This window comes from Phaeobacter sp. CECT 5382 (genome assembly GCF_001457775.1).
Taxonomy (GTDB): domain Bacteria; phylum Pseudomonadota; class Alphaproteobacteria; order Rhodobacterales; family Rhodobacteraceae; genus Pseudophaeobacter.
This window is the reverse complement of the sequence record NZ_CYSG01000028.1, coordinates 22,411-29,572: the sequence shown is the minus strand read 5'-3', so window position 1 is coordinate 29,572 and position 7,162 is coordinate 22,411. Positions and strand designations below refer to the sequence as shown.

The window sequence follows — 7,162 nt, the reverse complement described above, 5'->3', positions numbered from 1 at the left end:
ATTCCGTCCGGGGAAAGGGGAAGTCCCCTCAGAAACCGATTTGTGCAACAAAGCCCCTCGCAATCACCACGGCCGCTGAAAAGAACGCGGCCAGCCGCGCGACACTTCTGGAAGACCTCGCCCGGATCCGGTGGGAAAATGAGGTCGGCGGGGTCACCTTGCCAGACGGCACCACGTTGCCGACCGATCAGGCAACCCGCGTATCCCTCACCGGTGCCGTGAACAGCCTTGCAAACGGCATGATGACCGCGCCGGTTGCCTGGAAGTTTCCGGGGGGCTGGGCCGATCTGACCCAAGCGCAGATTGAGGCCGCCGCCGCCGCTGTCGTGACGCATGTGCAAGCCTGCTTTTCAGCCGAACGCGCTGTCCAGACGCAGGTTGAGGCGCTCCCGGATCCGACCGGCTTCGACCTTCAAACCGCCTTTACAACGGCTTTAAACGCCTCCCAGTAATGGGAGGTTAGCGGCGTCTGAAAATCAGATCCCCTGCACACCGCCCAAAGGCATGGACGGCCCGTTGCTGCCGTTCGCATTACGCAAAACCAATGACCGCTCCCGGATCAACTCATCAATAGATTTCGCTCTCCAAAGAGCGCTTCACACCGTCCAGCATTGTAGCTGCCCAGTCACCGAGGACCGCATCACTACTCCAAGAAGCGAGCGGCTCTGTGAAGATCAGTAGATGTGGTTTCAGCGAGCCGCTCCAAGAGCTGGGATATATGCGCTGGCGCAAAGCATCACGGAACCTCTTTCTGTCGCCATACAGGTTAGCGAGGTTCTGGAGCGCGGGGTGCCAAGTCCATTTACCGCTCTTCTGTTCGAGTATCGGGAAGAAGGTAAGGAGAAATGCAATGCGACCATCCGGATCGACCTCGGCCCATTCAAGCAACAGTTCGATCGGGATATCGAATAGTGCTCCAGCGCCGACGCGCGAGAGGTTACTTGCGAAGGGCTTGGTAGCGGAAGTGATGGCGTTCATCCGATCACGTTCGACCCGTGTTGCGATCTCGTAAAAGCTTGCGAGTACAGGCCAGACTGCAGCCGGAGCGCGTTGAATTATAGTATCGAGGGCACCGCGTAGCACCTCCGGAAGACCGCGGCGTCTCGATCCTGAGGTTCGGCAGGCAAACACAAGCTGATCGGCAAACCTTCGAGCGAAGGTGTCGTCGATCCCGTCAGAGGCGTCGACCAAACGGAGTAATCGATCGTAGGAATGATCGGCCATGGTAGAATTGCCATCTGCTTCTTCGGCGATCGATGGTGAAAGGATCGTATCCTTTACCAGATCGACGATTTTGGGCGGAAGGATCTTCTGGCCATGTGTATACATGGACAAGATCTCGAGTGCAGCCCATGCTCCTCCGTCGGAGCCACGCTCAACGAGCGCCTCGATAAACGTTGAAAGGGCAGCGTGACCAACTTCCTCGAGGCGACGTCCATAGGAAACCGAGACACTCTGAGCCGACGTCACTCTGCCGTCGCGAACATCGTTCGCGAGGTTGTTGAGGCGATCATCAGTGACGCGGAGCGAGTTCATAATATACATCGGATTGGCAGCGAGGACCTTCGATGTCTTGGCAATGGCTTCAAGCTTACCGACGCCGTCTGGCTTATTGCGAAGTTGGTAATCGAGGGCCGATAGAAGGGAGGCGACAAAGTTGACGCCTGCCCGTGTGCCGCTCTCATCTAAGGCAGTGACGGCTTGCTCGAAGGTATCCAAAGGGTCCTCCAATTCCGGGGCCAAGGCGTTCGCAAAGTCCTGTGGCGCATTCATCTCTTCCGTCGCCATGGCGTGGATGGCGCGGGAAAGCTGCTTCGGATTTCTCGCGATCACTGGCGCAAGTTCTTGCACGCGACGCGCCGAATATTCGTAGTCCGGGTCCTCCTGGTCCTTGTTGTAGTGGTTCGCGGGATCGTGCAGGTCTGCCCTCCAGAAGCGGCTATAGAGGCGGACCAGATCAACCGGGTCGGTCGGTAGGGTGGCGTCGAACAGCGTTCGCACAGCGAGCGAGAGTTCATTCGGTTCTTCGGGCCGATCGAAATAGAGCCAGTCACCGATCCCGTGAGTGGCGTCAAACCAATGACCAGAGTACGCGATCACTTCTTTGACGAATATCTCAAGCGTGGGCAAAAGACTTGGCGAGAGGAGATTACGGATGTCGCCCGCGACATGCTCTTCGATAACCCGACGCAGTTCGATGTCCTTGCGCCATAGTTCGAGCAGACGTTTGAGAGCCCAGTCGAAATAGGCATTGATAGTGCCGTGATCGGCAGGCACCCATTCCGGGTGATAGGCTTCAGCGCCGACCTGCTCGAACTGTTCTGACCGAGATACATGGGTTTGGATCATCGCTCCGAGCGCTTCGACACCAACGCGGCGGATACGCGGATCATCTTCGTCCAGTGCCTGCTCCAAGGCAACACGACGGAGCCGATCATCAGCCTGCGAGCCTGCAAGCGCAACCTGGAAGAGCTGGCGTAATAGCTGCAAGATCGGCTGTGAGCCCTCAAGAGGGGCGACGGCCGCGAGACGCAGAACCATCTGCGCGGCAGGACCGAAGCTCTTCTGGCGCGAGGCGAGAAGACGCAGCGCGTCAACGAGTTCTTCAGTGACGTAAATTTTTTCGACATCGGAAAGCGGTACTTGCGCAATCGCCCAGTTTAGGGATGTCCCTGTGCGATCAGGTTCGACATGAACGAAAGCATTAAGATAGGGCGCGACGTCGGATTGGACGATGTTTACGCCAGCGAACCGTGTGCGCAATAGTAAATGGATGGCCTCGCTCAGCGTCCGGGACCGCGCGAGGAAGCGCCAGCGTGTGAGCATGGCGTCTCTGTGATGACACGGCGCGCTATCCAGAAACGCTACCAATGTTGAGGGGCGTAGATAATCGAGGCGGCGCAGCGCGAGGAAGTTAGCGATCGGACGGGGCTGAACGACCATCGCGCCATGATTGCGTTCGACCAGATGCTGCCGAGTGGCGATGACGAGATTCTCGTACAATAGTTCACCCTTCATATGAACCAGCATCTCGGCGAGTTTGTCGAAGGCGGCTGGATCCTCATCGGGCAAAAGGCTGTCGAACAACGACAGGCATTCGAGCGCCCGCACGGTTTCGCGATCAGCACCGACCGCATCCATGATCTGCTGTGCAACATCGTCGACCGACTTTAGGATCGCTTTTTTCTCGTAGCTCTCGGTGGCGAGTACAGCGATGCGAGGAAACCCGTCGCAAAGGTCCGCGATATAGTCAAGTTCATCGGCCGTGGCCTTGGTTAGCTTGGTCGTAAGGATGCCCCTAATCGTCGTACGATCGGCTTTGGAGGGTCGAACCATGACGCACTGATCATCATGTTCGAGCCCGTCGGCGCCGATGGTGATGATGCGAAGCTGGCTACCTTCAGTAAGAGCGAGCGCGTTCAATTCGCGAGCTTTATCGAGAGGGCATCCGTCCACGACAAGAACTGCGGCCGAGCCCTCCTTCACGATCTGGTTCGCTACGTCCCAGAGGCGGTCTCCAACCTGGCTAAAGTCGCAGAAAACAAAGTTGGCGGCAGCAAGTCCCTTGAGTAGACCAGAGCCAGTGCGAAGCGCATGATACAGTGCTCGGGTCTTGCCGATTCCTGAGGCACCCCAGATGCGAACGGAAGCCCCAGGCTCTTCCAATTCGACGAAGAGGCGCTCGGCGAGTTGAGAAAACTCGATCGCATCGGCCTCATGGGCGCCGAGCGAGAATTGGCGGTCAGGGCTCTCAATGAACGGTGGCGCGGCGATGTCCGCGCGTTTGCCCCAATGATCGATGGTCGAGAAGCCAGCAAGGTCGATCGCAGCGTGCCGCTGCTTGATCCAGACAGCGACGCCGGGGTGCGCGCTCGCCCACGCGGCGAGCTTATTCCCCTCGTATACATCGCCCTTCGCGAGATTGGTTGGGTCACCACCGCCGGTCTTGATACCTTGCTTGATCGCGTTGACGCGATCGGCCGGTTTGTTGCCGACGAGCGCCGTGGTAGTAATGCCGATGTAGCTACCGCCGCGAGCGAGGACATCCCGCACAGAGTCATTTAGAATTTTGGCCGTAACGTTATTCTTTTGGGTGGGTTTGGTCCAAACCTCTTTTTTCCACTGAGCGTCGCCCCCGTCCTTCGCCTTGCATTGAAAGGTGATGTCGCAGCTTGGGAGGAAATTTGTTGATTTTGCGCCTCCGGTCCAGGCAATTCTTGCGTCCTGTCCGCCATCGGCGACGGTGATTTGGAGCGGAACGTCCACGCCTCTCAGCGGAACGTTAGCATTGCGGGCTTCGGCGTAAAGAAGACGGCGCAACAACTCGACGAGCTCGTCTCCCGTGAAATCTTTGATCTCGTTAGGATGGACTGTAAACATATTGCCTTTCTAATTTGTCTGCATCGTCGGCAAAATGACAAGATGACCTGACGGCAAAGGGTTAAAAGTAATAACCTCGCTTGGTTGGGTTGATCTCATGTCAAGGCGTTAGCTTTTAAGCATTGGTTCGTGTCAGCAGTCCAATTAAAACGGGCAAAAAATGCGCTCGTAGGATGAAGAATAATCTGTTGCAGAAAGTGGTCTCGATCCGCGACAGGCTCTGCTTCGTTCGTGTTGCTGACCTTCGTGGAGAGCGCAGCGAAGGTCCGCATCCCGCCCCTCTCGTAGGCGCGTCACTTATTGCTACGCCTGGTCCGAATGTCTGGAAAGGGCTGCCAGCAGACATCCAGATTTCCGAAAATTCTCTTGTCGGAAGAAACGAAGCGGCCTAAGTTTTGAAAAATAAGTTGCTGCAATGGGAAGTGTCCCGCACTGCAACGCGAAGTGTCCCGCTACATCCCGCTACACGAAGTGTCCCGCTACAGCTACAACTAGTTCAAGTCTTACGTGACAGGGCCTCAAACCGACCGAAGTTTGCTTCAGAAGGTTTGCAAATTTGCTGAACGCCCTTTGGCAGTGCTGAAAATATCCAAAACAAGAGAGTTTGCAAAAATTAGCACTCTCGATTTGAGAATTCTGCAAATAAATTGCGTCCCTGTGACGCGGCGTCTGTTTGATCGCTTGCCGTAGTGCCAAGCTTGCGCATAACTCTTTGCTCAGAGAGATGCGAGGAGGATGCCCATGTCTTATCAAGAGGTCTACGCCAGCTGGAAAACCGATCCTGAAGCCTTCTGGATGAATGCCGCCAAGGAAATCGACTGGGTTCAAGCCCCGACCAAAGCGCTGACAGACAAAGGCGAAGGGCTGTACGAATGGTTCTCTGATGCTCGCGTCAATACCTGCTACAATGCAGTAGACCGTCACGTAGAGGCCGGACGTGGGGAGCAGACGGCCATCATCTATGACAGCCCGATCACTCATACCAAACGCGAAATCTCCTATGTTGAGCTGCGCAATCGCGTCGCCACACTGGCTGGGGCGCTGCGAGCAAAAGGCATCGAAAAGGGCGACCGCGTCATCATTTACATGCCGATGGTTCCAGAAGCCCTGGAGGCGATGCTGGCCTGTGCGCGTATTGGCGCTGTGCATTCCGTGGTCTTTGGTGGCTTTGCCGCCAACGAGCTGGCGGTGCGGATTGATGATGCCACCCCAAAGGCAATCATCGCCGCCTCCTGTGGGCTAGAGCCGGGGCGCGTGGTCCATTACAAACCACTGCTGGACGGCGCGATCGAGCTGGCCGAGCACAAGCCCGACTTCTGCGTCATCCTGCAACGGGAGCAGGAAGTGGCCGAACTGATCGAGGGCCGCGACGTCAACTGGCATGGCTTCCAATACGGGGTTGAGCCTGCCGAATGCGTCGCCGTCGAGGGCAATCACCCCTCCTACATCCTCTATACCTCTGGCACGACCGGGCAGCCCAAGGGCGTTATTCGCCACACTGCGGGGCAGCTGGTCGCGCTAAACTGGTCGATGAAGAATATCTACAACGTCGATCCCGGCGATGTCTTCTGGGCGGCCTCTGATGTGGGCTGGGTCGTGGGCCACAGCTATATCTGCTACGCACCGCTGATCCACGGCAACACCACCATTGTGTTCGAAGGCAAGCCCGTTGGTACGCCCGACGCGGGTACCTTCTGGCGGGTAATCTCTGAGCATAAGGTCAAGAGCTTTTTCACCGCCCCGACCGCCTTTAGAGCCGTGAAGCGCGAAGACCCCAAGGGTGAGTTTGTCGGCAAATATGACCTCAGCTGCCTTGAGCAGGTCTACCTTGCCGGTGAGCGCGCCGATCCCGACACCATCACCTGGGCCCAAAACCAGCTGAAGGTGCCCGTGGTTGACCACTGGTGGCAAACCGAAACCGGCTGGTCGATTGCCGCTAACCCGCTTGGCATTGAAGAGCTGCCCACCAAGCTCGGCTCCCCTGCGGTGCCCATGCCCGGCTATGAGGTGGACATCCTTGATGAGGGCGGCCATCCCGTCGCCGCCGGAGAGCTGGGCGCGATCGCGATCAAGCTGCCGCTGCCACCCGGCACCCTGCCGACCCTGTGGAATGCCGAGGCGCGCTTTAAGAAGAGCTATCTCACCACTTTCCCTGGCTACTATGAGACGGGCGATGCCGGCATGAAAGATGAGGACGGCTACCTCTACATCATGGCGCGCACCGATGACGTGATCAATGTCGCGGGCCACCGGCTGTCCACTGGCGGCATGGAGGAAGTGCTCGCCGGCCATCCTGATGTTGCGGAATGCGCGGTGATCGGTGTTGCTGACCAGCTTAAAGGTCAGATGCCGCTCGGATTTCTCTGCCTCAACGCCGGGGTCAATCGCGACCCAGCCGAGGTCGTGGCCGAAGTGGTCAAACTGGTGCGCGAAAAGATCGGCCCCGTTGCAGCCTTCAAGCTAGCGGTAGTGGTGGATCGCTTGCCCAAGACCCGGTCTGGCAAGATCCTGCGCGGTACCATGGTCAATATTGCTGACAACACCCCATGGAAGATGCCTGCAACGATTGATGATCCGGTGATTCTGGATGAGATAACTGTGGCCCTTCAAAGCCTCGGCTACGCCAAAGGCTGAGAGCTTATAGAACTGATCAGAGAGCCCTCGCGGGCTCTCTGACCGCATCGCGCACGTTTCACCGAACAAGCCTGCAAAAATCGGGCTCCTGCCCAAAAGCCAGCCGGTGCACGCCGAGTTTTACTTGCAACCGGGCTTTGCCGCTCTA

3 protein-coding genes are annotated in these 7,162 nt (G+C 57.4%); 2 read left to right on the top strand and 1 reads right to left on the bottom strand.

What is annotated here, in order from left to right; genetic code table 11:
- Window positions 1-452, top strand: a 452-nt coding sequence (locus tag PH5382_RS18455; protein WP_058335861.1) for a DUF4376 domain-containing protein, incomplete at its 5' end; no start/stop codon positions are given.
- A 115-nt stretch (window positions 453-567) separates the two neighbouring features.
- Here the strand turns inward: PH5382_RS18455 and PH5382_RS18450 are convergent.
- Window positions 568-4,380, bottom strand: a complete 3,813-nt coding sequence (locus PH5382_RS18450; protein ID WP_058335860.1) for an ATP-dependent Clp protease adaptor ClpS — start codon at window positions 4,378-4,380, stop codon at window positions 568-570.
- A gap of 741 nt (window positions 4,381-5,121) precedes the next feature.
- On the opposite strand from PH5382_RS18450, the gene prpE reads away from it, so the two are divergent.
- Complete coding sequence (gene prpE / locus PH5382_RS18445; protein ID WP_058335859.1) at window positions 5,122-7,014, top strand: propionate-CoA ligase PrpE; 1,893 nt, start codon at window positions 5,122-5,124, stop codon at window positions 7,012-7,014.
- Window positions 7,015-7,162: the final 148 nt, after the last annotated feature.

Excerpts from the sequence above, each read along its gene's own strand:
- PH5382_RS18450 (WP_058335860.1), bottom strand. The coding sequence starts at position 4,380 with ATGTTTACAGTCCATCCTAACGAGATCAAAGATTTCACGGGAGACGAG.
- prpE (WP_058335859.1), top strand. The coding sequence starts at position 5,122 with ATGTCTTATCAAGAGGTCTACGCCAGCTGGAAAACCGATCCTGAAGCC.